The organism is Actinomyces israelii DSM 43320 (assembly GCF_000711965.1).
Taxonomy (GTDB): Bacteria; Actinomycetota; Actinomycetes; order Actinomycetales; family Actinomycetaceae; genus Actinomyces; species Actinomyces israelii.
In genome coordinates this window covers 44,662-69,736 of sequence record NZ_JONS01000013.1, presented here as the reverse complement: position 1 = coordinate 69,736, position 25,075 = coordinate 44,662, and the positions used below count along the sequence as shown (strand labels likewise).

General features: G+C 75.0%; 20 protein-coding genes and 1 pseudogene. 7 read left to right on the top strand and 14 right to left on the bottom strand.

Annotated elements, in window-relative coordinates; genetic code table 11:
• Positions 1–30 precede the first annotated feature (30 nt).
• Positions 31–1,923: an acyltransferase family protein gene (locus O145_RS06020; RefSeq protein ID WP_043561062.1), complete on the top strand. Its 1,893-nt coding sequence runs from the start codon at positions 31–33 to the stop codon at positions 1,921–1,923.
• On the opposite strand, the gene O145_RS06015 is transcribed toward O145_RS06020, so the two are convergent.
• Both O145_RS06015 and O145_RS06010 read right to left on the bottom strand, forming a co-directional pair.
• The gene (locus O145_RS06015; RefSeq protein WP_043561060.1) at positions 1,911–2,498 is read right to left on the bottom strand and encodes a DUF1003 domain-containing protein; all 588 of its coding nucleotides are present in this window, start codon (positions 2,496–2,498) and stop codon (positions 1,911–1,913) included. The genes O145_RS06020 and O145_RS06015 overlap by 13 nt on opposite strands.
• On the bottom strand, positions 2,491–3,783 hold the full coding sequence (locus tag O145_RS06010; RefSeq protein ID WP_043561171.1) for a magnesium transporter MgtE N-terminal domain-containing protein: 1,293 nt from the start codon (positions 3,781–3,783) through the stop codon (positions 2,491–2,493). Before O145_RS06010 ends, O145_RS06015 begins: the two co-directional genes overlap by 8 nt.
• A 78-nt stretch (positions 3,784–3,861) precedes the next feature.
• Here O145_RS06010 and O145_RS06005 point away from each other — a divergent pair, with 78 nt between their 5' ends.
• On the top strand, positions 3,862–4,638 hold the full coding sequence (locus O145_RS06005) for a YflT domain-containing protein (RefSeq protein ID WP_052374739.1): 777 nt from the start codon (positions 3,862–3,864) through the stop codon (positions 4,636–4,638).
• Positions 4,635–5,492 (top strand): sugar phosphate isomerase/epimerase family protein, encoded by an 858-nt coding sequence (locus tag O145_RS06000; protein WP_043561057.1) that lies wholly within the window; start codon positions 4,635–4,637, stop codon positions 5,490–5,492. The genes O145_RS06005 and O145_RS06000 overlap by 4 nt, the downstream gene beginning before the upstream one ends.
• 14 nt (positions 5,493–5,506) lie before the next feature.
• Here O145_RS06000 and O145_RS05995 read toward each other — a convergent pair whose 3' ends face one another.
• The 4 genes from O145_RS05995 to O145_RS05980 all read right to left on the bottom strand — a co-directional run bounded on the left by O145_RS05995 (position 5,507) and on the right by O145_RS05980 (position 9,679).
• Positions 5,507–6,436: a cation diffusion facilitator family transporter gene (locus O145_RS05995; protein WP_043561046.1), complete on the bottom strand. Its 930-nt coding sequence runs from the start codon at positions 6,434–6,436 to the stop codon at positions 5,507–5,509.
• Positions 6,433–6,822, bottom strand: a complete 390-nt coding sequence (locus O145_RS05990) for an ArsR/SmtB family transcription factor (protein ID WP_043561044.1) — start codon at positions 6,820–6,822, stop codon at positions 6,433–6,435. Before O145_RS05990 ends, O145_RS05995 begins: the two co-directional genes overlap by 4 nt.
• Before the next feature lie 73 nt (positions 6,823–6,895).
• Positions 6,896–8,503: an aminopeptidase P family protein gene (locus O145_RS05985; RefSeq protein ID WP_043561042.1), complete on the bottom strand. Its 1,608-nt coding sequence runs from the start codon at positions 8,501–8,503 to the stop codon at positions 6,896–6,898.
• A gap of 63 nt (positions 8,504–8,566) precedes the next feature.
• On the bottom strand, positions 8,567–9,679 hold the full coding sequence (locus tag O145_RS05980) for a Gfo/Idh/MocA family protein (protein WP_043561039.1): 1,113 nt from the start codon (positions 9,677–9,679) through the stop codon (positions 8,567–8,569).
• 63 nt (positions 9,680–9,742) lie between these two features.
• Between O145_RS05980 and O145_RS05975 the strand changes: the two genes are divergently transcribed.
• Positions 9,743–10,588, top strand: a complete 846-nt coding sequence (locus tag O145_RS05975; RefSeq protein ID WP_043561036.1) for a PHP domain-containing protein — start codon at positions 9,743–9,745, stop codon at positions 10,586–10,588.
• Between the two features lie 42 nt (positions 10,589–10,630).
• A complete protein-coding gene (locus tag O145_RS05970; RefSeq protein ID WP_043561035.1) occupies positions 10,631–11,269 on the top strand; it encodes a MarC family protein in 639 nt (212 codons plus the stop codon).
• A gap of 792 nt (positions 11,270–12,061) precedes the next feature.
• On the opposite strand, the gene O145_RS05965 is transcribed toward O145_RS05970, so the two are convergent.
• Positions 12,062–12,682 carry a TetR/AcrR family transcriptional regulator gene (locus O145_RS05965; RefSeq protein WP_043561033.1) on the bottom strand — a complete coding sequence of 207 codons (621 nt, stop codon included), beginning with the start codon at positions 12,680–12,682 and terminating at the stop codon, positions 12,062–12,064.
• A gap of 39 nt (positions 12,683–12,721) precedes the next feature.
• Here O145_RS05965 and O145_RS05960 point away from each other — a divergent pair, with 39 nt between their 5' ends.
• Positions 12,722–14,041, top strand: a complete 1,320-nt coding sequence (locus tag O145_RS05960) for an alpha-amylase family protein (protein WP_043561030.1) — start codon at positions 12,722–12,724, stop codon at positions 14,039–14,041.
• A gap of 58 nt (positions 14,042–14,099) precedes the next feature.
• On the opposite strand, the gene O145_RS05955 is transcribed toward O145_RS05960, so the two are convergent.
• From O145_RS05955 to O145_RS05930, 6 genes are all read right to left on the bottom strand, one after another.
• The gene (locus O145_RS05955) at positions 14,100–14,345 is read right to left on the bottom strand and encodes a PspC domain-containing protein (protein WP_043561029.1); all 246 of its coding nucleotides are present in this window, start codon (positions 14,343–14,345) and stop codon (positions 14,100–14,102) included.
• 186 nt (positions 14,346–14,531) lie between these two features.
• Positions 14,532–15,995: a glutamate-1-semialdehyde 2,1-aminomutase gene (gene hemL, locus O145_RS05950; RefSeq protein WP_043561027.1), complete on the bottom strand. Its 1,464-nt coding sequence runs from the start codon at positions 15,993–15,995 to the stop codon at positions 14,532–14,534.
• Between the two features lie 111 nt (positions 15,996–16,106).
• Positions 16,107–17,195 carry a porphobilinogen synthase gene (gene hemB, locus O145_RS05945; protein ID WP_043561025.1) on the bottom strand — a complete coding sequence of 363 codons (1,089 nt, stop codon included), beginning with the start codon at positions 17,193–17,195 and terminating at the stop codon, positions 16,107–16,109.
• Between the two features lie 34 nt (positions 17,196–17,229).
• The gene (locus tag O145_RS05940) at positions 17,230–18,096 is read right to left on the bottom strand and encodes a uroporphyrinogen-III synthase (protein ID WP_052374738.1); all 867 of its coding nucleotides are present in this window, start codon (positions 18,094–18,096) and stop codon (positions 17,230–17,232) included.
• Positions 18,093–19,151, bottom strand: coding sequence for a hydroxymethylbilane synthase (gene hemC / locus O145_RS05935; RefSeq protein WP_043561022.1), 1,059 nt, complete (start codon positions 19,149–19,151; stop codon positions 18,093–18,095). The genes O145_RS05940 and hemC overlap by 4 nt, the downstream gene beginning before the upstream one ends.
• Positions 19,152–19,154: 3 nt before the next feature.
• Positions 19,155–20,915, bottom strand: a complete 1,761-nt coding sequence (locus O145_RS05930; protein ID WP_043561020.1) for a protoporphyrinogen/coproporphyrinogen oxidase — start codon at positions 20,913–20,915, stop codon at positions 19,155–19,157.
• Between the two features lie 322 nt (positions 20,916–21,237).
• On the opposite strand from O145_RS05930, the gene O145_RS05925 reads away from it, so the two are divergent.
• Entirely contained in the window at positions 21,238–23,676 is a 2,439-nt protein-coding gene (locus tag O145_RS05925) for a PKD domain-containing protein (RefSeq protein ID WP_229118384.1), read from the top strand.
• Here the strand turns inward: O145_RS05925 and O145_RS17135 are convergent.
• Positions 23,598–24,836 (bottom strand): annotated as a pseudogene (locus O145_RS17135) (uroporphyrinogen decarboxylase); the annotation flags it as partial. The gene O145_RS05925 and the pseudogene O145_RS17135 overlap by 79 nt on opposite strands.
• Between the last annotated feature and the right edge of the window lie 239 nt (positions 24,837–25,075).

Here is a 25,075-nt window from a genome sequence, read left to right as displayed (position 1 = left end):
GTTCCTCCTGCGAGCCGGAAAGAGAAGCGCATGACCTCGACTCAGCGCTCCGCCAATTCATCGTCTACCCCTCGCCGGGGCCGCATCGGCGGCCTCGACGGGCTGCGTGCTGTCGCAGTCGCCCTCGTCCTCGTCTACCACCTCGTGCCCGGGGTCCTGCCCGGCGGGATGGTGGGAGTCGACGCCTTCTTCGTCATCTCGGGGTTCCTCATCACCAGCCTCCTGGTCGTTGAGAGGCGTCGCACGGGAGTCATTGACCTCAGGCGCTTCTGGACCAGGCGCCTGCGCCGGATCGTGCCCGCCCTCGTCGCCGCGGTCGCCGCGGTCGTGGCCATGGCCGCCTGCCTGGGCGGCGACGTCCTGCTGGCCGTGCGGCGCCAGGTCCTCGGCTCCATCCTGCTGGTCTACAACTGGGTGGAGATCGCCGGCGGGTCGTCCTACTTCGACCAGACCCAGCCCCTCCTGCTGACCAACGTGTGGTCGCTGGCGGTGGAGGAGCAGTTCTACCTGGTGTGGCCGCTGGTCATCATCGCCTTCCTGTCGCGGGGCGCGTCGCGCAGGCGGACCAGGCTCGGCGCCGTCCTCGCCCTGGGGCTCGCGGTGGTCTCGGCCGCCTGGGCCCTGCGCCTCATGCGGGACGGGGCGTCCTCCACGCGCGTCTACATGGGGACCGACACCCACGCCTTCGGCCTCATGATGGGTGCCGCGCTGGCCCTGTGTCACGGGCGCGCGACGGAGGGCCTGACGCTGAGCCCCCAGCCCGCGCGGCTGCGCCGGCTGCGCGGAGCGCTGGGGTGGGTGGGCCTGGCCGGCCTGCTCGTTCTGGCCCGCGTCGCCAGTGAGGGGGCGACGGGGCAGCCCGGCGACCTCGGGCCCGTGCCGGCCCTCATCGCCGCCTCCGCGTGCACCCTGGCCGTCGTCCAGGCCCTCACCGGGGAGGTCGCCCTCGCCGCCGGGCCGGCGCGGTGGCTGCTGCGCCTGCTGGACACCCGGCCACTGCGGTGGGTGGGCTCCCGCTCCTACGGGCTCTACCTGTGGCACTGGCCCCTGGGGGTCCTGGCCTTCTACGCCGTTCCGGCGACCGTCAGCCCCTGGGTGACCGCCCTGGGGGTCCTGGGGCTGACGCTGTGGCTCACCGAGCTGTCCTACGTCTACATTGAGACGCCCGTGCGGCGCAACGGCCTCGTCGGCTGGCTGCGGCAGCTCGTCCGGCTGCGCCCGCGCCAGGCCGTGCCGGTGGGAGGCGGGCTGACCGCCCTCGCCCTGCTCATCAGCCTCGGCTTCGCCTCCCAGCCCAACCAGACCGCGGCGCAGCAGGCGATCGCGGCCGGCGGCGAGTACCTCACCGTCTCGTCCGCGGTCCCTCCACCGCCGTCCGACTCGGGCACGCAGACGGCCACCCCCACCGCCGAGGCGACCGCGAGCCCCTTCACCGGGGCGGAGGTCACCGTCGTCGGCGACTCCGTGACGGTGGCGGCGGCCCCGAGCCTGGAGACGAGCCTGCCGGGCGTCGTCGTCGACGCCGAGGTCTCGCGCTCCATCTACGCCGCCCAGTCCGTGCTCGAGACGGCCGACGCCGCCGGTGCCAGGCCCTGCGTCGTCGTCTCCCTGGCCACCAACGGCCCCGTGGACACCGGCGAGCTGGACTCGATCCTGGACTACCTGGGGCCCAGCCGCAGCCTCGTCCTGGTCACCGGGTACGGCCCGGCGCGCACGACCTGGATCCCCGAGGCCGACGAGACCATCCGCTCCTTCGCCGCCGCCCACCCCGACCAGGTGGCGGTGGCGGACTGGGAGGCCGCCGCGGCCGCCCACCCAGAGCTGCTCTACGACGACCAGATCCACCCCCTGCCGGAGGGCGGCGACCTCTACGCGCAGACGGTCGCCAACGCGATCGCGACCCTGAGGCGTCAGCCGTCCTGAGGCGCCTGAGACGGCGGCCTGTGCGCGCCCTGCTCCTCCTCGGCCGGCTCCATCTCGCAGGCGATCTCCTCGCGGGTGCGGCGCTCCTCGGCGAGGATCTCGGAGAGCATGTCGCGCAGCTCGGAGCGCACGAAGTCGCGGGTGGCAACGTCGTTCATGGCCAGGCGCAGGGAGGCGATCTCCCGGGTGAGGAACTCGGTGTCCTCCAGGTTGCGCTGGGCGCGCTGGCGGTCCTGCTCGGCGGTGACCCGGTCGCGGTCGTCCTGCCGGTTCTGCGCCAGCAGGATCAGCGGGGCGGAGTAGGACGCCTGGGTGGAGAAGGCCAGGTTGAGCAGGATGAAGGGGTAGGGGTCCCAGGCGGCGTCCTCGCTGATCTTCGCCAGGAGCATGTTCGCCGCGATCCACGCCACCACGAACACCGTCATGTAGAGGACGAACTTCGGCGAGCCCATGAACCGGGCCGTCGCCTCGGCGAAGCGCCCGAAGCCGTCGGAGCGGGAGGCGTGCGCCGGGCGGAGCCAGGGCATCCACCGCGAGCGGGGCCGGGTCAGCGGCTGGTCGAGCTGGTCAGGCATTGGCGTTCCTCTCGATCATCTCGTCGGTGACGGCGTCGTCGGCCTCCCGCCAGTCGTCGGGCATGAGGTGGTCCAGGACGTCGTCGACGCTCACGGCGCCGAGCAGCCGCCCGGCCTCATCCAGGATCGGCAGGGCGGTCAGGTTGTAGGTGGCCAGCAGCCGGGTCACCGTGCCAATCGAGTCGTCGGCGTGGATGGGGTCCAGGCCCTTGTCCAGGACCGAGCCGAGCAGGCGCTGCGGGCGCTCGCGCAGGGCCCGCTGGAAGTGGACCATCCCCAGGAACCGGCCCGTGGGGGACTCCAGCGGGGGACGGCACACGAAGGCGATCGCCGCGAGCGCCGGCGGGACCTCGGCCTTGCGCGCCTGCGCCAGGAAGGTGGCCACATTGGCCTCCGGGGGCAGGATGATCGGCTCGGTGGTCATCAGGCCGCCGGCGGTGTACTCGTCGTAGCGCATGAGGCGACGCACGTCCTCGGCCTCCTCGGGCTGCATGAGCCCGAGCAGCTCGGCCGCCTTGGGCAGGGGCAGCTCGGAGACCAGGTCGGCGGCGTCGTCGGGCTGCATGGCGTCCAGGACGTCGGCGGCGCGGGCCGCCTCCAGGCCCGACAGCAGGGCGACGGCGTCGTCGGTGGACAGCTCCTCGACGGCGTCGGCCAGGCGCTCGTCGGACAGCTCGGCGGCCACCTCGATCTGGCGGGGCAGGGGCAGGTCCGACAGGACGTCGGCCAGGTCGGCGGGCTTGAGGTCCTCCATGGTGGCCAGCAGCGCGGTCGCCCCCTGCTGGTCGGCGCTGCCGGCCAGGCCGGCGACCTCCTCGGGGCGCACCATGAAGGTCTCGCCGCGGCGCAGGCCCAGCGGCCCGGAGGCGCCGCGCTGGACGAACAGCCGCGTCACCTTCCAGTCCATGCCGCGGTCGCGCTCGATGGCGACGTCGCGGACGGTGACCGGCCCGGTGCCGTCGCGCATGGTGACCACGCGGTCGAGCAGCTCGCCGACGACGAGCGTCTCGACGTGGCGCTGCTCGAAACGGCGGATGTTGACCAGCCCCGTGGTGATGACCGCTCCCGGCTCGATGGCGGTGACCCGCGACAGCGGCAGGAACACGCGGCGGCGTCCGGGCACCTCGATGACCAGGCCCACCGCCCGCGGCTCGCCGCGCATCTGGATGAGGACGACGACGTCGTGGACCTTGCCCACCGGGTCGCCGAGGGGGTCGAAGACGGTCGTTCCTACGAGGCGGGCGACAAAAACCCGTGAGACGGTGCGCGTCCTGGTGCTCTCCACGGGCACAGACTATGCGCCCTGGGCATGACGGGCCGGTATCGGGGTCCTGAGCCGGGCGCGGCGTGGGACGATGGGGCCATGAGTCAGTTCTCCTCGCGACCCGCGTTCTCGCCCCGGGGCGGCGGCATGCCCCGGGGCGAGGAGGTCGCCTCCTTCGCCAGCTACGCCGAGGCCCAGCACGCCGTCGACTCCCTGTCCGACGACGGCTTCCCAGTCCAGTTCCTCACCATTATCGGCACCGACCTGCGGCAGGTGGAACGGATCACCGGGCGCATGAGCTGGGGGCGCGCCGTGGCCTCCGGAGCCGGGTCTGGCCTGTGGATCGGCCTGTTCTTCGGCGCCATGATGGCTCTGGTCGGCTCCGAGGCGGCCGGCGGCGTGAGCATGGTGACGGCGGTGCTCCTGGGCGTGGTGTGGGGGATCGTGTTCCAGGTGGGCTCCTACGCGCTCACCCGCGGCCGGCGCGACTTCACCTCGGTCAGCCAGGTCGTGGCCTCGCGCTACTCGATCATCGCCTCGGACCGGGCCGCTGAGGCGGCCCAGGCCCTCGCCGGCGTGCCCGGCAACCTGTCGCGGGGCGGCGACGCGGCCCGCCGCGCCGAGGAGCGCCGTGCGGCCCGGGCGCAGGCGCGCGGCGGCTCGACGGCCTTCGGGTCGCGGCCCGACGAGCGCCCGCGCTACGGCGTGCGCGTGCCCGAGGGCGTCGACCCCTCCGACTACTCCGGCGGCTCCGGGAGCTCCGAGGGCTCCGACGACGGCGGCCGCGACGCCGGGGCCGCGCCGGGGGAGCGCGGGGAGATCGACCCCTACCTGCGCAAGGCGCCCGGGGACCGCTCCGGAGACGGCGAGGCATGAGCATCCCGGTCGGCCTGTCCAATGCCTGCCTCATGCCTGCGGGCGTGGAGAACACCTTCGCGCTCGCGGCCGGGCTCGGCTACGACGGCGTCGAGGTCATGGTGTGGTCCGAGCGCACGACCCAGGACTTCCGGCTCCTGTCGGCGCTGGTCGAGCGCTACGAGCAGCCGGTCCTGGCCGTGCACGCCCCCACGCTGCTGCTCACCCGCGGGGTCTTCGGGCCCGACCCCTGGGACAAGGTTGACCGTTCCATCGAGCTCGCCTTCGCCCTGGGGGCGCCCAACGTCGTCCTTCACCCGCCCTTCTTCTGGCAGACCCGCTACGCCCGCAGCTTCGTGGCCGGGGTGGCGCTGCGCGAGACGACCACCGGCATGCACCTGTGCGTGGAGAACATGTTCACCTGGCGCCCCCGCGACGCCCGCTCCACGCGGGAGTTCCAGGCCTACTCCCCGACCTGGGACCCGGTGGGCCAGGGCTACCACTCCGTCACCCTGGACATCTCCCACGCGGCGACCTCGGGCTCGGACGCCCTGGCCATGGCCCGCGCGCTCGGCCCGACCCTGCGCCACCTCCACCTGACCGACGGGGTGCCGGGCTTCCGCGACGACCACCTCCTGCCCGGGCAGGGCAACCAGGACTGCGCCGGGGTCCTGGCCCACCTGGTGGCCACCGGCTTCGAGGAGCGCGGCGGCCAGGTCGTCGTCGAGGTCAAGACGGGCTCCATGTCGGCCGCCGAGCGCCGCGAGGGCCTGGCCAGCGCCCTGGCCTTCGCCCGCGAGCACCTCGAGGGGGAGGGGCGCACCGAGAACGTCCACGTCCCCGCCCCCAAGCGCAGGCGCTACCGCACGACCTGAGGCGCCGCCCGTCCTCAGCAGGTGTGCTCGTGCTCGCGGTGCGCGGCGGGCTCGAGCTGGAAGGTCGCGTGCCGGATGGGCACCGGGAAGTGGCCGGCGACGCACCTCTGGAGCGAGTCCAGGATCGCGGCGGTGTGCCCGTCGCGCAGGCACTCGTCGCGCACGACGACGTGGGCGGTCAGCACCGGCAGGTCGGAGGCGACCGTCCAGGCGTGCAGGTCGTGGACGTCCTCGACGTGGTCGATGGTCAGGATGTGGCGGCGCACCTCGGCCAGGTCGAGGGACTCGGGCGTGAAGTCCATCAGGACGCGTCCGGCCGCGCGCAGCAGGGCGACCGCCCGCGGGAAGATGAGGGCGACGATGACGAGCGAGGCGACGGCGTCGGCCCGGGTCCACCCGGTGAGCGCCACGACGCCGGCGGCCACGATGACCCCCACCGAGCCGAGCGCGTCGTTGGCGACCTCCAGGAAGGCGGCGCGCGCGTTGAGGCTGGAGCCGCGCCCGCCGGCCAGGACGAGCATGGAGACGACGTTGGCGACCAGGCCGATCACGCCCATGACGAGCATGCCGTCGGCCTCGATGTCCCCCGGCGCGAGGATGTCGAGGACCGCGCGCACGCCGACGACGACTCCGACGACGGCGAGCATGCCGGCCTGGAGGGCGGCGCCGATGACCTCGGCGCGCCGCATGCCCCAGGTCGAGCGGTCCGTGGGGGCGCGGACGGCCAGGTGGGCGGCCGCCAGCGCGACGACCAGGCCCATGGAGTCGGTGAGCATGTGGCCGGCGTCGGCGAGCAGGGCCAGGGAGCCGGTGAGCAGGCCGGTGACGACCTCGGCGACCAGGACCGCGGCGACCATGGCGAGGACGATGGCCAGGCGGCGACGCGAGGCCCCGGCGGTGTGGTCGTGCGAGTGGGAGGGGTGCGCGCGGTTGACGGGGCTCATGCGGATTCCTCGGCTCTCTCGGGCTCCTCGGCGGCGGCTCCGGCGACGGCGGCGGCCGAGCGGGCCAGGGCCCCGGCGGCGACCAGGACGGCGATGAGCTCGTCGGCGTGCTCCAGGACGCTCACGCGGGCGCGGCCGTGGGCGTGGGTGGAGATGAGCCCGGTGCCGCGCAGGATGGCCAGGTGCTGGGAGACCGTGGACTGCGCCAGGCCCAGGTGTTCGGCGAGCTCGCCGACGCGGTGCTCGCCGCCGCGCAGGTGGGACAGGATGGCCAGCCGCGTGGGGTCCGCCAGGACGGACAGGACCGCCGCCAGGGCGGTGGCGTCGTGGACGGCGGAGGTGTCGTCGGTGATGTCGGTGGGCAGGAGCTCATGAATGATCGGCACCCACCGATGGTATCGGTGGGTGCCGAAATGCTGTCAAGAGGTGTCAGGTCCCTGCGGCGGCGGGGCGGGCCGCTCAGGACTCGATCAGGCTGCTCACCCAGGCCTCGACGTCGTCGGGGCGCCGCGGGATCGCGGCGGTCAGGTACTCGGGGCGGCCGGGACCGCGCATGACGACGTCATCCTCGATGCGCACTCCCATGCCGCGCAGCTCGGCGGGGACCCGCAGGTCGTCGGAGCGGAAGTACAGGCCCGGCTCGATGGTGAAGACCATGCCCGTGACGAGCTCGGCGTCCATGGCCATCTCGCGGCGCGCCTGGGCGCAGTCGTGCACGTCCAGGCCCAGGTGGTGGCTGGTGCCGTGCACCATCCAGCGCCGGTGGTACTGGCCGTCCGGGCCCAGGGAGTCGGCCGCCGTGACGCCGTCGGGGAGCAGGCCCCACTCCTCCAGGCGATGGGCGAGGACCTCCATGGCGGCCGCGTGCAGGTCCTTGAAGCGGCAGCCGTGCTCGCCCGCGCGAGCGAAGGCGGCGTCGGCGGCCTCGAGTACCGCCTCGTAGACGCGGCGCTGCGGGGCGGTGAATCGCCCGTCCACCGGGATCGTGCGGGTCACGTCGGCCGTGTAGAGGGAGTCGACCTCCACGCCGGCGTCCACCAGCACCAGCTGGCCGGGCTGGACGGGCCCGTCGTTGTTGATCCAGTGCAGGGTGTTGGCGTGGTCCCCGGCGGCCGCGATCGTGTCGTAGCCCAGGCCGTTGCCCTCCTCGCGGGCCCTGGCCCCGAAGGCGCCCTCGAGCACGCGCTCGCCGCGCCAGTGGCCCTTCGCGCGGGGGATGGAGCGGATGAGGTCGTCGAAGCCGGCCTTGGTGGCGTTCACCGCCTTCTGCAGCTGGTCGACCTCCCAGTCGTCCTTGACCAGGCGCAGCTCGCTGGCCGCCTCCGCCAGCGCGTCGTCGAGGCCCTGGGCCTCCTGGCCGGCGGCCAGGCCGGCGCTGCGGCGCACCTGGTCCACCAGCGCGGTGACCGCCGTGTCGGCCTCGGCGATCACCCGCAGCCGGACACCGTCCGCACCCGCGTCCTTGGCCAGGGCGTCCCCGAGGGTGTCGATGTGGGCGCAGCGGATCCCGGTGGCGGCCTCGACCTCCTCGATGGAGGGGCGCACCCCCACCCACAGCTCGCCGTAGCGCGCGTTGGCGTAGAACTCCTCGCTCGTGCGGGAGGCGCGCGGCCGGAAGTAGAGCACCGACTCGTGCGTCGGCTCGCCGGCGGCGAGCCGCTGGCCCGGCACGGTCAGCGGCTCCAGGACCAGGACGGCGTCGGGCTCGAAGTCGGTCCCCGTGCCCGCCATGTGGGCGAAGGCCGAGTGGGGGCGGAAGCGGTAGTCGCAGTCGTTGTTGCGCGTCACCAGGGTCCCGGCGGGCAGGACCAGGCGCTCGCCGGGGAAGCGGGCGCCCAGCGCCGCCTGCCGCCTGGCGGCCCACGGCGCGGCCTCGGACAGGGCGGGCAAGGCGTCGGGGCGCGGCCCCCAGCCCGAGCCGATGAAGTCCCGGAAGGCCTTGTTGGTCGGCTGGCGGGAGCGGTTGTTGACCCGCTGGGACAGGGGCTGGTCGGAGGGCTGCGGGGCCTCGGCGCCGGGCGCGGCGTCGGCGGGGGAGGGGCGGTTGGTCTCACTCGTGTCGGTCATGCCCGCATCCTCCCACCGGGCGGCGCCCGGGCCGAACCGGGAGCGGCCCGGGCCTCGGGGCCGTCAGGAGCCCGAGCCGCGGCGGGCCCTCGCCAGCACGTCGGCCGCGGCGACCGAGGCCGCCAGCGGGTGGAGGTCGGACTCGCGCGCCCCGGCCGCCACCAGGCGGCAGACCTCCGCCAGCTCCCGGGCGAGCACGGGGGCGCCGTCGTCGGGCACCGACAGGTCCCTCTCCCCGTCCGGCCCCCTCAGCTCGATGGCGCGGGGCCACTGGCAGTCGTCGAAGGCGAGGACCCGGCGGTCGGAGGCGATGCGGTTGGTGCGGGCGCCGGCGCCGGCGGGCGAGGTCTTGGAGTGCAGGCACACGACCTGCAGGTCCGCGGGCCGCCCGGTCCCGCCGCAGGCGCCGGCGAGCCGGTCGTAGTCGAGCACGACGACGCCGTGGGAGTCGGCCCCCGAGCCGAGGGTCCTGCCCGCGGCGGTGACGCGGCTCGGGGGCCCGAACAGGTGGATCGCCAGCGAGACCGGGTAGATGCCCAGGTCCATGAGGCTGCCTCCCCCCAGCGCCGGGTCGAAGGCTGGCGGGAGCCCGCCCGCGCGCAGGCGGTCCATGCGGCTGGAGTACTGCTCCTTGACCAGCACCGCGCGGTGCGGGCCGGGCCCGTCGTCCAGCAGGGCGGGCAGCGCCCGGCGCAGCGCCGCCGTACCCGGCTCGAAGGCGGTCAGCCACCCCTCCATGAGGAAGCGGTCGTGACGCCCGGCGGCCGCGACCATCGCCTCGGCCTGGTCGGCGTCGAGCGCGAAGGGCTTCTCCACCAGGACGTGGAAGCCCGCCTCCAGGGCGGCGACGGCCTGGGGGGCGTGCAGGGAGTTCGGGGAGCCGATGTAGACGACGTCGAAGGGGTCGGCGCCGCCGGGGCGGCCGGCCGCGAGCATCTCCTCCACCGTCGCGTAGGAGGCGCCGATGCCGTGCTCGGTGGCGAAGGCGGCCGCGCGCTCAGGGTGGGCCGAGGCCACGGCCACGACCCGGGCCCGCGGGACGGCGGCGGCCGCCTGGAGGAACCAGCGGGCGATGAAGCCGGCCCCCACCACCCCGAAGCGGATCGCCGGCGTCTTGTCGTCGCGCTCGGCGGGGGAGGCGGGCCGGGCGGAGGAGGCGGGGCTGACGGCGCTCATGACGGCATTGTCCCACGGTGCGCCCGTGCGCGGCAGGGGCGCCGGGTCCCTACACTGGCGCCCGTGCGCATCGATCCCCACACCCACTCGGCCTGCTCGGACGGGACCGACACCCCCGCCGAGCTCATGGCCGCCGCCGCGCGCGCCGGGCTCGACGTCGTCGGGCTGACCGACCACGACACGACCGCCGGGTGGGCCCAGGCCGCCGCCGCCGTCCCCGCCACCGGGGTGGCCCTGCTGCGCGGCACGGAGATCTCCTGCGCCGCCGACGGCGTCACCCTCCACCTGCTGGCCTACCTCTTCGACCCCGAGGACGCCGCCCTGCGCGAGGCCTTCGCCCGCGCCCGCAGCTCGCGCGACGGCCGGGCCCGGCGCATGGTTGAGCGCCTCGCGGCCGACTACCCGATCACCTGGCAGGACGTCGTCGAGCACAGCGCGCGGACGGCCACCATCGGGCGCCCGCACATCGCCGACGCGCTCGTGGCCGCCGGCTGCTTCCCGGACCGCTCGGCCGCCTTCGCCGGACCGCTGGCCACCGGCTCGCCCTACTACGTCCACCACTGGGCGCTGGAGCCCGTCCGGGCCTGCGAGCTCGTGCGCGCCGCCGGGGGCGTGCCCGTCGCCGCCCACCCGCGGGCCGCCCGGAGGCAGCGCCGCCTCGTGCCCGACGAGACCTTCGCCGCCATGGCCGACGCCGGCCTGGCCGCGCTCGAGGTCGACCACCGCGACCACGACGCCGCCGGCCGCGAGGCGGCCCGCGCCCTGGCCCGCCGCCTCGGCCTGGGGGCCTCCGGGGCCTCCGACTACCATGGCGCCGGCAAGCCCAACCGCCTGGGGGAGAACCTCATGCCCCCCGAGCTGCTCGACCGCATTGTCGCCGAGGGCGCGCTGCCCCTCATCACCACCTGACCCGCCTCGTTCTCAGCCAGACAGACAAGCCCGCCCCCGCCCATGCTCGACTCGATCTTCAGCCTCAACCTGTTCGCCACGTCCTTCACGACGGTGCTCGTCATCCAGGACCCGCTCGGGGCCATCCCAATCTTCCTGTCGCTGACCAGCCGCCAGAACACCGAGGAGCGCAAGCGCTCCGCCCGCGAAGCGACCCTGGTCTCCCTGTCGGTGATCCTGGTCTTCGCGATCTTCGGGCGCTACATCCTGAAGTTCCTCGGCATCTCCGTGCCGGCGCTGCAGACCTCCGGCGGGCTGCTCCTGCTGCTGGTCGCCCTCGAGCTGCTCACCGACAAGGCCGACGAGAGCCCCGACCCGGACGCCGTGAGCACCAACGCGGCCCTGGTGCCCCTGGGCACGCCTCTGCTGGCCGGACCCGGAGCCATCGTCTCGGCCATGGTGTCGGTCGAGTCCGCTGCGAGCCCGGTCGTGGGGTGGGCGTCCGTGACCGCGGCCATGATCGCCACGCACGTGGTCATCTGGCTCACCCTGCGCTTCTCCGTGGCGCTGCACCGCTTCCTGGGGGACTCCGCGATCCGCGTCCTGACCCGGATCTTCGGCCTCCTGCTCGCGGCGATCGCCGTGGAGATGATCGCCGAGGGCGTCCTGGCCTACGTCCGCACGGCCCTCTCGACCCTCTAGGTGAGTGATTCGGGGCTGGTGGTGGGTGGTGTCCTGTGGCTCTGCCGTGCTTGCCGGTTGAGCTCGTCCTGTCCGCCGGTGACGTCCGTTGGGCCGTGTGGCGCGCTGGGCCGTGTCGGTCGGGGCGTGCGGCGGCGGCCTCCGGCGTCGAGATAGACATTGTCGTACGAGATAGACGGTGACACCGCCGACCTCGTACGAAAATGTCTATCTCGACAGGGGGCGTGCGGCCCGACGTGGACGTACGGACGTATCTTTGTCGTGTGGTCGTGCTTTTCTCCCGTCGTTCTGGGCGCTGCCCTCCAGGAGGATTGGGAGAAGGGCGGGTTCATGCTGGGAGGGTGCGTTGACGTTCCGGTGCGGGGCCGGCTCTCGCAGTGCCTGGTGGCCGTGCCTGCTGGTCCGGGGCCGGTCGTCCCGATGACTGGCTGACCGGCCGGCTCCAAGACGGTGCGGGACAAGTCGGGGCGGGGGAGGTGGTCGTCCCACGCGCTTTTAGGTCGGTCGCCGGTCTCGGGTGTGGTGGAGGTCGGCGTGGTTCCGCGGTTCTGCTGTGCGGGCCGGGCGGCGCGGAGGGCTGAGGGCGCGTGGGGTGATCGGGCTCTCGACAAGGGCTACATCCGCGCCACCGTGGAGGACTGCGACGAGCAAATCCAAAACGCAGAGATCGACAAGCTACATCCGCGCCACCGCGGAGGGCTGAGGGCGCGTGGGGTGATCACTTCGCGGGGCGCAGCAGCGCCCGGCGGGCCGCCGGGCCGGCCAACCAGACCGGACGCCGACTCAGCCGACTCAGCGGCCGAGGCCCGTCGCGCCGAGCGCCCCTTCGAGGCAGCCCAGTGCGGCGTCGGTCACGGCGGGCCTGTCGCTCGCGAGGCAGCCCCGTGAGACCCACTCCAGGCAGACCGTCTCAAGAAACCCCAGGTATCCCCACAGCGCGAAGGTGGTCCGCGCGTCGTCGGCGCCCCCGAGCAGGTCCCGCAGCGCATCGATCGAGACCTCGCGGGCGCGCCTGCGGACCTCGGCGGCCTCGCTCGGCTCGTGACCGGCGAGCATCTGGTAGGCGGCCCATCCGGGGGCGCGCTCGGCGATGAAGTCGAGGTAGACGCCGATCGAGGTGCGGACATGGTCTCGGGCGGTGCTGCCGTCGTCCAGGGCGTCGGCGGCCAGCCGCGTGCGCTCGGCCAGGTCCGCGGCGTCCAGGGCGAGCACCTGGCCGTAGAGCCGCCCCTTGGTCGAGAAGTACTTGTGGACGAGCGCCTCGGAGGCCCTGGCCTCCCGCGCGATCGCGGACAGGGACACGTCCTCGTAGGACTGCGCGGCGAAGGCCCGGCGCGCGGCGCCCAGGATGAGCCGCCGGCGCTCGTCGGGGTCCATGCGCACACGGGGTCGGCGATCTGATCTGGTCGGCATGGTTGCATTCTAGTCACGCTAGTGAGTACAGTCATTAACATGGCTAGTGAGAGTACTGGAATAAGCGGACGGGGCCTTCCCGCCCGGGTCGAGCACAGCATCTGGTGGCACGTCTACCCCCTGGGCGCCACCGGAGCCCCGATCCGGCCGGAGACCCCGGCCGACAGGTCGCCCGCACCCCGTCTCGGACGCCTCGTCGAATGGCTCGACTACCTCGTCGACCTGGGCTCCAACGGCCTGGCGCTCGGGCCGGTCTTCGAGTCGAGCACCCACGGGTACGACACCACCGACCACTTCCGCATCGACCCCAGACTCGGCGACGACGCCGTCTTCGACCACCTCGCCGAGGCCTGCCGTGACCGGGGCGTGGCGCTCATGCTCGACGGCGTCCTCAACCACGTGGGCACGGCGCACCCGCTGTTCCGCACCGCCCGCGCCGGCGGCCCGGAGCAGCGGGAGCGCCGCCTCTTCCGCTTCGACGAGGCCGACGGCTCCTCCGGCCCGCCCGGCGTCCCCGGCTCCCGGCCCGGGTACGCCGTCTTCGAGGGGCATGAGGGGCTGGCGGTGCTCAACCACGACAGCGACGAGGTCGCCGAGCTGGCCGTGTCCGTGCTCTCCCACTGGCTGGGGCGGGGAGCCTCGGCCTGGAGGCTCGACGCGGCCTACGCGGTCCCGCCGGCCTTCTGGGCCCGCGTCCTGCCGCGGGTCCGCAGCGAGTTCCCTGACGCCTGGTTCGTCGGGGAGGTCATCCACGGGGACTACGCCGGCATTATCGAGCGCTCCTCAATGGACTCGCTGACCCAGTACGAGCTGTGGAAGGCGATCTGGAGCTCCCTGCTCGACGAGAACTTCTTCGAGCTCGACTGGTGCCTGAACCGCCACAACGGGTTCCTCGACGTCTTCACGCCGCTGACCTTCGTCGGGAACCACGACGTCACCCGCATCGCCAGCCGCATCGGCGACGCCAAGGCGGCGCTTGCCGTCACGGTCCTGCTCACCGTAGGCGGCGTCCCAGCCATCTACTACGGCGACGAGCAGGCCTTCCGCGGCGTCAAGACGGACCGCCCGTCAGGCGACGACGAGGTCCGTCCGGCGCTGCCGCCGGGACCGGAGGCCCTCTCGCCCCTCGGGGGCTGGCTCTACCGCTGGCACCAGGAGCTCATCGGGCTGCGCCGTCGTCACCCGTGGCTCGTGGGGGCCCGCACCGAGCGCATCGCCCTGGAGAACCGGCTCATGGAGTACGACGCCGTCGGGACCGGGGGACGGCGCATCCGGGTCCGCCTTCGCCTTGAGCCGGTGCCGCGGGCGGAGGTGGAGGCGCCGGACGAGCCCGCCCTCGTCATGGAGCACAGGGGCTGAGCGCGCCGGGCGGTCACGGCGGCGGGACGCCCGGGCGCAGCGGCCCGGGGCGATCGGCTCAGAGGGCCTCGTCGGGGGCGGGCATGAGGATCCAGGCCAGGACGTAGGCGACCCACATGGGCCCCGGCAGCAGCGACAGGGCGAGGTAGGCCACGCGCACGAGGGCGGGACTCACGCCCCAGTACTCGGCCAGGCCGCCGCACACGCCCGCCAGGAGCCGGTGGTGGGAGCGGTGGGGGAGCGTGGAGCGCCAGCTCTCCGTGCGGGCGGACAGGGACGGGTCGGAGGGGTAGTGCTGTGTCATGGCTCCAGTGTGCCGCCTTCCGGCCTCGACCGGTATCCGTGAACCCCCTGATTCGGCCCCGGCCGCCTGGCGGATCATTCACGACGGCGCGTGTGCGCCCGGGGCGGGCCGCCCATCGCCCGGACCGATCTCGGCGCGGAAGCGGACCGATCTCGACGAAGGGGGCGGGGCGGACCAGGGCTCGGGTCAGGCGGAGGGGGCGCCCGCGCTCGGGGGCCGGGCCGCCGCCGCGGCCCGCGCCGCCGGGCGCGCCGCCCGGGCGATGCGCTCCAGCTCGGCGTCGTCGTGCGCGGCCGAGACGAACCAGGCCTCGAAGACGCTCGGCGGCAGCGCCACCCCCTCGTCCAGGAACGCGTGGAAGAAGGGCCCGAAGCGCCACGCCTCCTGGGCGCGCGCCCCGTCGTAGTCGCGCACCCCGCGGGCGGCGGCGTCGGGCCCGAACATGATCGAGAACAGCGAGCCCGAGCACTGCACCCGGTGCGCCACGCCCTCGGCGTCGAGCGCCGCGCCGACGACCTCCCCGATCTCCCGGGCGCGCCGAGCCACGGTCGCGTAGACGGCGTCGTCGGCCAGGGCGAGTGTCGCGATGCCGGCGGCGGTGGCCAGCGGATTGCCCGACAGCGTGCCCGCCTGGTAGACGGGCCCCAGCGGTGCGAGCAGGTCCATGACGTCGGCCCGGCCTCCAAGGGCCGCCAGCGGCATGCCGCCGCCCACCACCTTGCCGAAGGTCAGCAGGTCCGGCACCCAGGCGGCCCGCTGGCGCCAGCCGGCCCCCGGCCACGACGGCGCGGAGGCCGCCGCTGCCGGTACTGCCGGGACCGACGGGGCGCCGCCGTCGGGGATGTCGGCCGACCAGCCGTCCAGGGCCTCCAGGCCCCAGAACCCGGCCGGGCCCACGCGGAAGCCGGTGAGGACCTCGTCGGCGATCATGAGGGCGCCGTGGGCAGCCGTCACCCGCCGCACCGACTCGTTGAAGCCGGGCGCGGGCGGCACGATCCCCATGTTCGCGGGCGCGCCCTCCAGGATGACGGCGGCGATCTCCTCCCCGCGCGCCGCGAAGCACTCCTCCAGGGCGGCGGCGTCGTTGTAGGGCAGCACGATCGTCTGCGCGGCCACCGGCTGCGGCACCCCAGCCGACCCGGGCAGGCCGCCGGTGGCCACCCCGGAGCCGGCAGCCGAGAGCAGGCCGTCGCTGTGCCCGTGGTAGCAGCCGGCGAACTTCACCACCAGGTCGCGGCCGGTCGCCCCGCGTGCCAGGCGGACGGCCGTCATGGTCGCCTCGGTGCCGGTGGACACGAAGCGCACCCGCTCGGCCACGGGCACGCGGCGGCGCACCGCCTCGGCCAGCTCGGTCTCGGCGGCGGTGGGCGCCCCGAAGGACAGGCCGCGGGCGGCCGCCTCCCGCACGGCCTCGACGACGGCGGGGTGCGCGTGCCCGAGCAGCGCCGGGCCCCACGATCCCACCAGGTCGACGTAGTCGCGCCCCTCGGCGTCGACGACGTGGGCGCCCCGGGCGCTCACGATGAAGGCGGGCGTGCCGCCGACCGATCCGAAGGCGCGAACGGGGGAGTCCACGCCCCCGGGGATGACGGCGCGGGCGGCGTCGAAGAGGGAGTCGTTGGTGGTCGGGGTCGGGTGCGTGGGCGTCATCGTTCCTGCTGTCGTGTGTCGGTCGGGCGGAGCCGTGTGAGGATCGGTACCCGGACTCTACTGGCTCGCCGGGCGCCCGTAACGCAGCGCACCGGGCCGGCGCCCCGCGCCTCAGCCGAGCCCCTCGGCGATCTCGCGCGCCCAGTAGGTGAGCACGCAATCCGCCCCGGCGCGCACGATCCCCAGCACCGACTCGGCGATGACGCGCTCGCGGTCGATCCACCCATTGGCGGCGGCGGCCTCGACCATCGCGTACTCGCCCGACACCTGGTAGGCGGCCACCGGCACGGGGCTGGCGGCGGCGACGTCGGCCAGCACGTCCAGGTACGGGCCGGCCGGCTTGACCATGACCATGTCCGCGCCCTGCTCGACGTCGAGCATGACCTCGCGCAGCCCCTCGCGCCGGTTGGCCGGGTCCTGCTGGTAGGTGCGCCTGTCGCCCCTGAGGGTGGAGCCCACGGCCTCGCGGAAGGGCCCGAAGTAGGCCGAGGCGTACTTCGCCGAGTAGGCGAGGATGGCGACGTCGTCGTGCCCGGCGGCGTCCAGGGCGGTGCGGATGGCCGCGACCTGCCCGTCCATCATGCCCGAGGGCGAGACCATGTGCGCCCCGGCCTCGGCCTGGCTGACCGCCATCGCCTGGTAGAGGGCCAGGGTGGGGTCGTTGTCGACCTCCCCGGCGCGCGGGCCCGGCCCGGGGCGCAGGACGCCGCAGTGGCCGTGGCTGGTGAACTCGTCCAGGCACGTGTCGGCGCACACGACGAGCGCGTCGCCCACCTCGGCGCGCACGGCGGCGATGCCGCGGTTGAGGATGCCGTCCTCGGCCCAGGCCTCCGAGCCGGCCTCGTCGCGGGCGGCGGGCACCCCGAACAGGTCGATCGCCCCGACTCCGGCCTCGGCGGCCGCGGCCGCCTCGCGGCGCAGCGAGTCCAGGGTGTGCTGGACGACGCCGGGCATGGCGCCGACCGGGGCCGGCTCGTCAATGCCCTCGCGCACGAAGACGGGCAGGATCAGCTGGGCGGGGCTGATGCGCGTCTGGGCGACCAGGCCCCGCAGGGCGGGCGTGCGCCGCAGGCGGCGGGGCCGCACGACGGGCGCCGCAGGCGCCGGGACGCCACGGCCGGTGAGCAGGTCGGCGGCCGGGGATGTGGCGGGGTCGGTCGGGTTGGGCAGGGCGGCCGTGCGGCCGGACGAGTCGGTCATGGGGTGCTCCTTCGTGCACGGGGCGGGCGCGGGCTCAGGGCGCCGGCGTGGTAGTGGCGGCGATGGCGGCGGCGCGGACGCCGGGCGGGGTGGGGGAGTCGGCGACGACGTCGACGGCGAAGCCCGCCTCGCCGGCCGCGGTCGCGGTCGGGCGCCCGAGCGCCACCACCCGCGTGGAGGCCGGCGGCGGCCCGGCGAGCCCGGCCAGCGCCCGGCTGGAGGAGCCCGCCGTGAGCACGACGGCGTCGAAGGTCCCGCCCGCCCAGCGCCGGGCGAAGCCGTCGGGCAGCTCGGCGGGGGCGAGCGGCTCCATGGTGTAGGCCGACACCTGATCCACCTCCCAGCCGACCGCCGTCAGCCCGCCGGACAGGGAGGTGCCGCGCAGCGCGGAGCCCGGCAGCAGGATCCGCCGCGCAGCTCCGGCGGCGCCCGGCGCCGGGCCGTCCGCCAGGGGGGCGAGCTCCAGGAGCGCCGCCGACGAGCCGGCCGCCACGAGGTCGGCCCGACGCCCGAGCGCCCGGGAGACGATGCGGGCCGTGGCGGCGCCGACGACCGCCAGGCCCGTATCCGCGGGCAGGCCGGTGAGGTCGACGTGGTCGAGCGTGCGCGGGGAGGACACGATGAGCCAGGCGTAGGCGCCCGCGGCCAGCGCCGCCCCGGCGCGGGCGCGCGGCTCGGACGGGCCGGCGACCGTGCGGGTCACCTGGACCGTCTCGACGTCGGCCCCCGCGGCGCGCAGCGCGGCGGCCAGCGCGTCCCCGTCCTTGAGACGCGGCAGCAGAATGCGGCGCCCGCTCAGAGGGCCGCTGCGCTCTGGGGCCCCGGGTTCTGCGGCCCCGGGTTCTGCGGCCCCGGGTTCTGCGGACCCGGGCGTCGCCGCCCTGGCCCCGGGCCCGCTCACCGCCGGCCCCCTCGGACCGGGGCCCCGGCCCGCAGGTCGGCGACCCTCGTGGCGCCCGCCGCGAGCAGGGCCTGCGCGACGTGCACCCCCAGCGCCTCGGCCCGGTCCAGGTGCGCCGTGGATGACTCGCGCAGAACGGTGCGGCCGTCGAGCGAGGCCACGACCGCCTTCAGGCTCAGGGCGTCGCCCCCCGCCACGGCCGGTACGGCCAGGGCGCCCACGGGCGCGGCGCACCCCGCCCCGAGCCGGGCCAGCACGGCGCGCTCGGCGGTCACCGCCGCGCGGGTGGCCGGGTTGTCGATGTGGTTGAGAACCTGCGACAGCCCGGGGTCCTCCCGCTCCAGGTTCTCTCGCGTCTCCACGGCCAGCGCCCCCTGGCCCGCTGCCGGCACCATGATCGGGGCGTCCCCGTCGGTGCCGGCGGGCAGGATCTCGCTGACGTGGCTGTCGAGCTCGAGCCGTTGCAGGCCCGCCAGCGCCAGGACGACGCCGTCGAGGTCCGGCTCCCCCGCCGCCCCCATGGGGCCGTCCTCCCGTACGCCCTTGCCGAGGACCCTTGATAGGCGGGTGGGCACGTTGCCGCGCATTGGCACGACCTGAAGATCCGGGCGCACGGCCAGCAGCTGGGCGGCGCGCCGCGGCGAGCCCGTCCCGATGCGCGCCCCGGGCGCCAGCTCGGCCAGGCGGCGCCCGTCGGGACCGCCCACGGTGCACAGCGCATCGCGTGGGTCCTCGCGCATCGGCACCGCGGCAATGCGCAGCCCGGGCGTCGGTGCGGTGGGCAGGTCCTTCAGGGAGTGGACCGCCAGGTCGCAGTCGCCGTCGAGAAGCGCCCGGCGCAGAGCTGCCGCGAAGGCCCCGGTGCCGCCGAGCTGGGTCAGGGCCGTGGGGTCCTCGTCCCCCCGGGTGCGGATCTCGACGATCTTGACGGCGAGGTCGAGGTCGAGGTCGGCGGCCCGCTGCGCGATCATGTGGGCGACGAGCCCGGACTGGGTGATGGCGAGCGCCGAACCGCGTGTACCGAGTCTGACGGTCCTGGTCGCGGGCTTTGTCACGAGTCACTCCTCTTGATGGATCGACGCTGAGGCTACCGGCAGGCTACCCGCGTCGGCGCCTGTCGTGACAATGGCCTGCCGGCGGGCGTCCTCGACGACGGCGGCGATCCCCGTGCCGGCCGCCCAGGCCCCCGTGAGCGCGAGCCCCGGCAGCCCGCGGACCTGGGCGCGCAGGCGCCGCACGCGCTCGCGGTGCTCGGGGGTGGCCGGCGGCAGCGTGCCGTCCCAGCGCACCAGGGCGGAGTCGACGACGTCGGACGGGGTGATCCGCACGCCGGTCAGGGTCCGGGCGTCGGCCAGTGCGCGCTCCAGGTCCACCTCGGGTGGCGGCTCGCCGGGGCGCCCGTAGGACAGGCGCAGGGCGTGGGTGCCCGGACCGTGCAGGGCGGCCAGCTCCGCCCCGATCCACGGCCACTTCGCGCTCAGGTGCGACAGGGCCTTGGCGCGCACCGGGCAGCCGGCTGCGCCGGCGACCAGCAGGCCCGGGCCCACCGGGGCGCCCGCCAGGTCGGGGGCGCGCGCCACCAGGGTGAAGCGGGCGATCGGGGCGCCGGCGGGAATCGGCAGGTCCGTGCCCACCTGTCCTGCACCCGCGCCGCCCGCACTGCCCGCGCCGCCGAGCAGCCGCAGGGCGGCCGGCGCCGAGCAGGCCAGCACCACGCGGGGCGTGCGCACAATACGGGCGGGGCCGACGGGAACCGGCTCGTCCGACGGCGTCGGGCCGCGGCCCGTGGGGGCGATGGCCACGGCCCAGCCGGGTGCGCCACCGTCCGGCGCCGCGCCGGGTGCGCCGTCGTCGGGGCCGTCGCTCGTGCCGCCGGCGGGCCGCAGCCACTGCGCGCCCGTGCGCGTGAGCACGCCGCCCCCCGCGGTCTCGACGGCGGCGCGCAGGGCGTCGGTCAGGCGCGAGAGCCCTCCGGCGATCGTCGCGTCCGCCTTGCCGCGTCCGCGGGCGCGCCGTCGCTCCAGGGCCTCTCCGACCGCGGCCTGCAGCGAGCCCAGCCGGGCCGTGGCCTCCCGCAGGCCCGGGAGGACCGTGTCCGCGGCGAGCGCGGCCGGGTCGGCGGAGTAGATGCCGGCGACGATCGGGCCCACGAGGCGGTCGAGCACGCCGTCGCCCATGCGCGTGCGCACGAAGGAGGCCAGGTCCTCCGGGTCGCCGGGGCGGGTGCCGGCCTCGCCCAGGCGGGCGTCCTGGGCGGCCCGCTCGGCGGCCTGCTCGCCGATGACGGCGATGACGTCGTCGGCCAGGGGGTGGGCGGGGATGCCGAGGACGGCGCCGCGGACGAAGCGGTGCAGCCGCCACCCGCGGGCGGGGTCGCCGTCCGGAGGAGCGGGTGGAGACTGCGCCGGCTCGCCGGGGCGCGGCGGCAGGAAGAGGCGGGCCCCGCCGCCCGCGGGGCCGACGACGTCCAGGCCGAGCGCATCGGCCATGCTCGTCACGGCCCCGCCGCGCACGGCGAACCCCTCCGCCCCCAGGTCCATGCGCACCCCGGCGATCGCGCCCGCGGCGACGAGCCCCCCGGTGTAGCCGCGGGCCTCGATAAGCAGCGGCCGCAGGCCTGCGCGGGTCAGCTCCCAGGCGGCCGTCAGGCCGGCGATGCCGCCGCCGACGACGAGGGCGTCCCAGTGCTCGACGAGCTCCTTGCCGCCCAGGAGATCGAGAGGCGCGGCCGGTGCCGGCGTCGTCGCACCGGTCTCGTTGGTCTCGGTGCGGAACTGGACCGATCTCGGCGAGGGGGCGTCGGCGGCGGGAGGCGTCATGGTCGTCGTCCTGTGCGGTGGAGGGCCCGCGGAGGGCCAGCGGCGGTTGAGGGGGAGCGGCGCGCGCTCCTCGGCGACTGTACCGGCGCCGGGCCGGCACCCTCTCCTCAGCCGGGCCCCGGCGCCGGCGGGGCCCGGGGAATTGTTGTCAGACGGTGACCATGAGGGCGTTGACGCTGCACATCCGGCTCGTTAATTTTAGGGCGTTGGCTCCCTGGCTCTCAACAATCCTGTGTGCGACGACGCGCTGGCGCGCGCCGGTTCGGTTTCCGGGCCTGCGCGCCCTTTCCCCTCCCTTACAATTCCCTTAGAAGGTTCCCTGATGAATGAGACAGAACGATCTCGCCCCCTCGTCCCCCTGCTTATTCTTCTGGCGGTCACTCTCGTTTTCTCGGTCCTGCTGCCGATGTCCGCTCCGGCCCGCGCGGCAGCGGGCTCGGGTTCGCTGAATGTGACGCTGAACGTCGTTGTCCTCGGAGACTCCTACTCATCCGGAAGCGGGGCCGGCGACTACGAGGCCGAGAACCCGAGTGACCCGGACGGCCCGGCCTACCGCAGCCGCAACAGCTGGGCGCACCACTACGTGGACTGGCTCAATGAGCAGGGCGCGCACGCGACGCTCACGACCCTCGCCCGCAGCGGCGCCACGGCCGAGGACGTCGCGAACGGGCAGATCGGCGCAATGCCCGCCGACACCGATCTGGTGATGCTCGCGGTCGGCGGGGCCGATGTGGGCGTCCCGGACATTGCGAGGCGGTGCTTCGTCCCCGGGTCGCGCAGCGCGTCCGGCTGCCGGGAGACGGTTGAGGCCGCCGGCAGGCGCCTGGAGAGCGCGACGGTCGACAAGGGCGTGGCCGTGCCGAGCGTGAGGTCGCAGACCCGGAGCATCCTCGAGGCGCTCGACGCGAAGCTCGCCGACGGTGCGCAGGTGGTGCTGGTGAGCTACCCGTACCCGGTGATGGACAGGTCGTACCGGCTCTCCGGCGCGGGCGGGGAGGTCTATGACGCCGGGGCGGGGGTGCGGAGCCTGAGTGAGAAGATGAGGGAGTCCCAGTCGGCCCTGGTCGATGAGTGGAACGCGGTGCGCTCCAGCACCCTGAAGGTCACCTGCATCGACTCCACGGCAGCGGCCTTCTCCGGCCATGAGCCCGATCCGTCGGCCGGCGGCCGCAATGACCGCCGGTGGATCAACGGGGCCTGGGAGGCCGAGGGGGACCTGGGCGAGGACGGGACGACGGTGTCGCGTCTCAGCGGCGATGCCAGCACCTTCTACCAGCTCAACAAGATCGGTCACGAGCAGATCGCCGAGCTCATCGAGGAGCGGGTCGGTGTGCCCGGCAACGCCAGGCCGGCCGCGCCCTCCAGCGCGGGCACCGATATCGTCTTCGTGGTGAGCGCCGCGGCCTCCGTGTCCGACGACGTGGCCGCCCTGCGCGCGAGTATGCGCTCGATCGCGGACAGGGCCGGGGCGTCCTCGTCGTCGTGCAGATTCGCCCTGGTGTCCTACGGGGGTGGCGCCGGCGATGAGCGTGCCCGCACCGACGTGGACTTCACCGCCGATGCCGCCGCCGTCGAGAACGGCCTGGACTCCCTGGCTCGCGGCGGAGGCGCCGGTGAGGTCGGTCGTGCGAGCGCCCCCGTCTACTCCGGCATTATGCGGGCCATGGGGCTGAGCTGGCGGTCCGGGGCGAGAAGAGAGGTGATCGTGATCGGGGACGCGCCTGCCGGAGACCCCGAGCCGGGCACCGGCTACACCGCCGCCTCGGTGGCCCGGGCGGCCCGCGGGGGCGCCCAGGTCACCATTTACAGCATTAGCACCGGCGGCTCCGCGGGCGCCGGGGGCTCCGCGGCCCTCGAGCCCCTCAGGGCCCTGGCGTCGGCCAGCGGCGGCAGCGCAGCGGAGGCGGGCTCCCCGGGCGACCTGCCCGGGCTGGTCGACAGCGACATCACGGCCGAGACGTCCAGGCCCTTCGCCTGGGTCCAAGGGGGCGCCGTCGTCAAGGCCGGCGACGCGCTGACCGTCGACGCGTCGGCCTCGTACGCCACGAGCGGCCGGATCGTCTCCTACGAGTGGGACTTCGACGGCGACGGCGCCTACGACCAGACCACCGCGACGCCCAGGGTCGAGCATGTCTTCCCCGATGAGCGGGGCGGCGTCGTCGGGGTGCGGGTGACCCAGTCCGACGGCCGGAGCGCGACGGCCGCGTCCCCGCTCATGGTCACCGACGACGGCGATCAGACGCCGCGGGAGTCGGACAACTGCCCCGACACCGGCAACTGGGGGCAGACCGACTACGACTCCGACGGCGTCGGGGACGAGTGCGACCCCACCCCGGGGTTCCCCGCCGAGGACGCCCCCGGCGTCAGCGAGATCACCGGCAGCGCCCCCGCCGCTGCACCCGGCGACGAGTCCGCGGGCTCCGCGCCGGCCGAGCCCGCCGGCGCTCCCGTCGTCCTGCCGTCCGGGGCCGCGCCGGCGTCCTCCCGGGTCGAGGTGGGATCCTCCTCGATCGCCCGCACGGGGACCGACGCCCCCGCAGTGGTCCTGGCCTCCGTGGTCCTGACCACGGCCGGTGCCGTCGTCCTGCGCGTCCGAACCGATCTCGGTGCGGAAGTGAACCGATCTCGGTGCGGAGGTGAACCGATCTCGGCGGGGGCGTCCCAGCCGGCGAGTGCCACGCCCTCCCACTCGCCCGAGCCGTGCGCGCGTGCGACCACGCGGGTGAGCGTATCCGGGTCCGTGGACGGCGGCACCCCGTGACCGAGGTTGACGACGTGCCCGTCCGCGGCGCGCCCCGCCTCCAGGCAGGCGTCCACGGCCGGAGCCAGGACATCCCAGGGTGCGGCCAGCAGCGCCGGGTCCAGGTTGCCCTGGACGACGACGGGACCGGCGCCGTCGGCCCGCACCGCGTCGCCGGCCCGCAGCCGGCCGATGGCCCAGCCCAGGTCCGTGCGGTCGTCCACGCCGACGGCGCACCCGCCGTCGCTCCCCGCTCCCGCGGCCCGCATGTCCGCCAGGATCCGGGCCGTACCTGTGCCGAAGTGGATCAGCGGGACGCGGGAGCCGGTGGTGGGCGAGACCGCCTCGCGGGCGATGTCCAGGGCCAGGGCGGAGTAGGGGGCCACCCGCTCGCGGTAGTCCGCCGGGGACAGGGACCCGGCCCAGGAGTCGAAGAGCTGGGCGGCGCTCGCCCCCGCGCGCACCTGGGCGGCGATGAAGGCGCCGGTGGTCCGGGCGCACCAGGTCATGAGGGCGTCCCAGGAGGCGGGGTCGGCGCGCATGAGGGTGCGCGCGGCCAGGTGGTCCCGGCTCGGACGGCCCTCGACGAGGTAGGCCGCCAGGGTGAACGGCGCGCCGCCGAAGCCGATGAGCGGGGTCCACGACGCCCGCCCGCGCGACTCGGCCAGGCCGGCGCGGGCGCGCTCGGCCAGACCGGGGCCGCCGCCCGGCGCGGCGGGGGTCCCCAGCTCGACGACGGCGGCGCGCACCCCGGCCTCGACGGCGCGCGCGCCCGCCTCCCCGGCGGCGCCCTGCCCGTAGCGGCGGGCGGTCAGGCGGGCGACGTCGTCGGGCGTGCGCACCGGGTCGCCGACGACGGGGCCCACGCCCGGCTCGATCCGCACGTCCAGGCCCGCCATGCGCAGCGGCACCATAATGTCGGAGAAGAAGACGGCGGCGTCCACCCCGTGGCGCCGCACGGGCTGGAGCGTGATCTCGGCCGCGAGCCCGGGGGTCAGGCAGGCCTCGAGCATGCCCAGGCCGGCCCGCCTCCGCAGCTCCCGGTACTCAGGCAGGCTCCGCCCCGCCTGGCGCATGAACCACACGGGGGTGCGCGCAGGGCGGGCGCCCGCGAGCGCCGCGAGCAGGGCTGGCGCGGCGGCGGGGCCGCCTCCGCCCGAATTTGGTGAGGAATCTGTCATGAAAACTCCCTGAATGCGGTTGAGGCGACACCACGTGCCGTTAACGGATGTTAACCGACGTCATTTCCCCGGCGCGCCCCCGACGTCCGCACGGGGGCTTTTGACGTCCGGAATCGCAACGCAGACCGTAATATGACGGTGTGTCAGAACGCAAGTTTGACACATTGTCGCGATAGCCGGGCCCTATGTCGCGGTCGGTGTTGGAATCCCGCTGCCGGGAGATGCTTAACTAGCGCTCG

Excerpts from the sequence above, each read along its gene's own strand:
- O145_RS06020 (WP_043561062.1), top strand. The coding sequence starts at position 31 with ATGACCTCGACTCAGCGCTCCGCCAATTCATCGTCTACCCCTCGCCGG.
- O145_RS06005 (WP_052374739.1), top strand. The coding sequence starts at position 3,862 with ATGAGTCAGTTCTCCTCGCGACCCGCGTTCTCGCCCCGGGGCGGCGGC.
- O145_RS05980 (WP_043561039.1), bottom strand. The coding sequence starts at position 9,679 with ATGAGCGCCGTCAGCCCCGCCTCCTCCGCCCGGCCCGCCTCCCCCGCC.
- O145_RS05985 (WP_043561042.1), bottom strand. The coding sequence starts at position 8,503 with ATGACCGACACGAGTGAGACCAACCGCCCCTCCCCCGCCGACGCCGCG.
- hemB (WP_043561025.1), bottom strand. The coding sequence starts at position 17,195 with ATGACCGACTCGTCCGGCCGCACGGCCGCCCTGCCCAACCCGACCGAC.
- O145_RS05930 (WP_043561020.1), bottom strand. The coding sequence starts at position 20,915 with ATGACGCCTCCCGCCGCCGACGCCCCCTCGCCGAGATCGGTCCAGTTC.
- O145_RS05970 (WP_043561035.1), top strand. The coding sequence starts at position 10,631 with ATGCTCGACTCGATCTTCAGCCTCAACCTGTTCGCCACGTCCTTCACG.
- hemL (WP_043561027.1), bottom strand. The coding sequence starts at position 15,995 with ATGACGCCCACGCACCCGACCCCGACCACCAACGACTCCCTCTTCGAC.
- O145_RS05965 (WP_043561033.1), bottom strand. The coding sequence starts at position 12,682 with ATGCCGACCAGATCAGATCGCCGACCCCGTGTGCGCATGGACCCCGAC.
- O145_RS05925 (WP_229118384.1), top strand. The coding sequence starts at position 21,238 with ATGAATGAGACAGAACGATCTCGCCCCCTCGTCCCCCTGCTTATTCTT.
- O145_RS06000 (WP_043561057.1), top strand. The coding sequence starts at position 4,635 with ATGAGCATCCCGGTCGGCCTGTCCAATGCCTGCCTCATGCCTGCGGGC.
- O145_RS05960 (WP_043561030.1), top strand. The coding sequence starts at position 12,722 with ATGGCTAGTGAGAGTACTGGAATAAGCGGACGGGGCCTTCCCGCCCGG.
- O145_RS05955 (WP_043561029.1), bottom strand. The coding sequence starts at position 14,345 with ATGACACAGCACTACCCCTCCGACCCGTCCCTGTCCGCCCGCACGGAG.
- O145_RS05995 (WP_043561046.1), bottom strand. The coding sequence starts at position 6,436 with ATGAGCCCCGTCAACCGCGCGCACCCCTCCCACTCGCACGACCACACC.
- O145_RS06015 (WP_043561060.1), bottom strand. The coding sequence starts at position 2,498 with ATGCCTGACCAGCTCGACCAGCCGCTGACCCGGCCCCGCTCGCGGTGG.